Source organism: Microvirga sp. P4_G7 (assembly GCF_056401005.1).
This window is the reverse complement of record NZ_JBFUKD010000510.1, coordinates 1-2,801: the sequence shown is the minus strand read 5'-3', so window position 1 is coordinate 2,801 and position 2,801 is coordinate 1. Positions and strand designations below refer to the sequence as shown.

Annotated in this window: 4 protein-coding genes; 2 read left to right on the top strand and 2 right to left on the bottom strand. The window is 61.2% G+C overall.

Annotated features, from left to right (window positions below):
* Positions 1–133 precede the first annotated feature (133 nt).
* Together AC1DT3_RS17160 and AC1DT3_RS17155 are read left to right on the top strand one after the other, a co-directional pair.
* Positions 134–466: a hypothetical protein gene (locus AC1DT3_RS17160; protein WP_477466446.1), complete on the top strand. Its 333-nt coding sequence runs from the start codon at positions 134–136 to the stop codon at positions 464–466.
* Positions 467–527: 61 nt separating this feature from the next.
* Positions 528–986, top strand: coding sequence for a SufE family protein (locus AC1DT3_RS17155; RefSeq protein ID WP_477466445.1), 459 nt, complete (start codon positions 528–530; stop codon positions 984–986).
* Positions 987–1,058: 72 nt separating this feature from the next.
* Here the strand turns inward: AC1DT3_RS17155 and AC1DT3_RS17150 are convergent, their stop codons facing one another.
* Together AC1DT3_RS17150 and AC1DT3_RS17145 are read right to left on the bottom strand one after the other, a co-directional pair.
* Entirely contained in the window at positions 1,059–1,904 is an 846-nt protein-coding gene (locus AC1DT3_RS17150; protein ID WP_477466444.1) for a DUF6456 domain-containing protein, read from the bottom strand.
* A 412-nt stretch (positions 1,905–2,316) separates the two neighbouring features.
* Complete coding sequence (locus AC1DT3_RS17145) at positions 2,317–2,745, bottom strand: Ros/MucR family transcriptional regulator (protein ID WP_477466447.1); 429 nt, start codon at positions 2,743–2,745, stop codon at positions 2,317–2,319.
* Between the last annotated feature and the right edge of the window lie 56 nt (positions 2,746–2,801).

Here is a 2,801-nt window from a genome sequence, read left to right as displayed (position 1 = left end):
ATCAACGACCTAGTCTTGGCAAGAGTTTGTTCATCGTGTTTCGACATCGCCCCGCCCGGCTCTACGCGCCGGCCCTCCGACCCGCTATGGTTGCACCGGTGCGCCGCGACACGGCGCGRCCGATCTGGGATTCATGTTCTCGCTCCTGCGCATTGCTGTCGTCATCGGTGTGATCTTCTATCTGTCGCCCGTGCGGAACGAGGACGGATTGTCGGCGCTCACCTCATGGTTCGGATGGAGCGACACGCCGAAGGCGACGCCGTCAGTCAGTGCGCCGGACAACGCGGCCCATCTCGAAACGGTCTGGAAGGCGCTACCGGAAACGGCGAAGAGCGCCATCCTCGCCAAAATCCTTGCAGAGACCGGCATCGCCGGCGGCGCAGCGTCGAAGCAACCAACGGACACCCTTCACGCCGAGGACAAGAAGTCCGCGTGGAAAGGTGACGCCCACAAGCCGAAACTGTGATCCTCGCTCGAAACTGTGCTCCTCGCCCGAGATCCTCGCCAAAGCGAGACCCAAGGATTATATGAGCGTCGACCCGCACAGAACGGATGCCATGACGCTGTCGATCGACGAAATCGTTGCGAATTTCGAACTGCTTGATGATTGGGAAGAGCGCTATCGCTACCTGATCGAATTGGGACGTCTCATGGAGCCGCTTCCCGAGACGGCGTATTGCGACGCCAACAAAGTCCAGGGATGCGCCAGCCAGGTCTGGCTCGAGACTCGCTTCGAGCCCGGCGAAACCGTTCCGGTGATGCATCTTCGCGGCGACAGCGATGCTCACATCGTCAAGGGCCTCGTGGCCCTTCTCACCGCCCTCTACAACCGCAAGAGCGCTCAGGACATCCTCGCGACCGACGCGCTGGCGCTGTTCAAGGAACTGGGCCTGTCCGAACACCTGACGCCGCAACGCTCGAATGGGGTCAGATCCATGGTCTCACGCATCCGTCAGGACGCGCAGACCATGGTCGGAACTTCGTGAGACAGGCAAATATAACGCTCTATCATATTGAGATCGCACGCGATTCTGGCAACGCAACACCTCGACCACAAGTCACTGAGACAAGCCGCCTTCGATCACGACCGCCTGCCAGGCCCTGATACCGCGGGACGCCCCTGGACCGCGAGCCTCCTCATCGAGTCCGTAATGCTGCGCCAGCCGTGCAAGGRCGAACTTCACGACGACTTTGCCCGATCGCGGCGGCCATCCCCTTTCGCGTTCGATCGTTTCGAGACCTTTCAGAAACCCGCAGAGATCGAGAAGAAGATCGGCGAAATCCGCACCGACAGCGTCGAGGGCGAGGCGCAAGCGTTGGCGCGCCGCGACCATGCGATCGGTCGCGTGGGATGGGGAAGGCCCACCTTCCACGCGGGGAATCGCATCCCAACACGCCGTCACCCCGGGCAGCAATCCCGCCTGGGTGATGTCCGACCGCAGCCGCTCACCCGCCTCATAGGAGGCCGCGTCGATCATCGGGCAACCGTCCTTGCCCTTTCGGCGCCTCAGCCAGGCGAGCGGGCTCTCCTCGCTATTGACGCGGACACGGTGCGTTTCGCCCTCATTCTCTAGCACCATCTCGCCAATGGCTCCGTGTTGCAGCTGGAAGGCGTCTGCTCCGCCCCCGGCCGTACGACGCCGCAGAAAGGCGCGGCCAGCCGTGGCGATTCGCAGAATGCGCCGGGACGGAGTATCGGCGTGCCAGCGTGCCAAATCGTGTCGAGCAAGGGCCTCCGCCGCGGCGATTGCAAACCGGCCAGCCCCGACCGAGATACCGCTCTTGGACCGGGTCGCGATGATAGCGTCGTGATCGAGGGGATCGCGAATGGCATGCGAGCGAACCTCGCCGAGGACGGTGAGAAGGCGAGCAGCCTCGTCGGACAGAATGTCGACGACACCCACCTTCTGTCCTTCCGTGATCCGCCCGCTACGGCCACGAATGCGTCGAACCCGGCGCCGCGGAGGGTTTGAGGGGCGCTGCGTCGAATCCATTGATTTAATGTGAAAATCGCCTTTATTGTTCATGTTTTGTTCTCAACAACAACTCGAACGAAGACCTCGTCTCCGGGCGACCAATGGTGAAGCAACCAGAGCCGAAGTCAAGAACAAAAAAGGAACAAATACTCCCCGGGACTGGCGCCCCGCGCCGTCCGTCAAATCATTGGGGAGCCGACCGTAGGGATCGCTTTATCGGCGGCCATTCGCGTGTCGAGTGGGCGCGAAAACAAAAAGCCACCCCGCTTGGGATGGCTTTTGACTATCAGCGGGTGAACGGCACCCTGCCCGATCGTTGCCGATCCGGGCTTTTCGAAAATCAGCTGCGCGAGGAACGGCGCTTACGACGCTGCTGACCGAGACCCATCTCCTTGGCGAGCTCGGAGCGAGCCTTGGCATAGTTCGGAGCAACCATCGGGTAATCGACCGGCAGGCCCCACTTCTCGCGGTATTGTTCCGGCGTCATGTTGTACTGGGTGCGCAGGTGGCGCTTCAGCGACTTGAACTTCTTGCCGTCTTCCAAGCAAACGATGTAGTCCGGCGTCACGGACTTCTTAAGGGGAACGGCAGGCTTCGGCGCTTCGACGGGGACCTCAACGGTCCCACCGCCGACACGCAGCAAAGCGGCATGCACGTCGCTGATCAGCATGGGCAGATCGCCTGACGGGACCGAGTTGTTGCTCACGTATGCAGATACAATATCAGCCGCCAGCTCTATATAGTTCGACGCGGCGAGAGTGTCGCTCATAATAATCTTCTTCCTTTCTCGTCTTTCATACCGATCTGAAAAGCAGCGGCCACCTC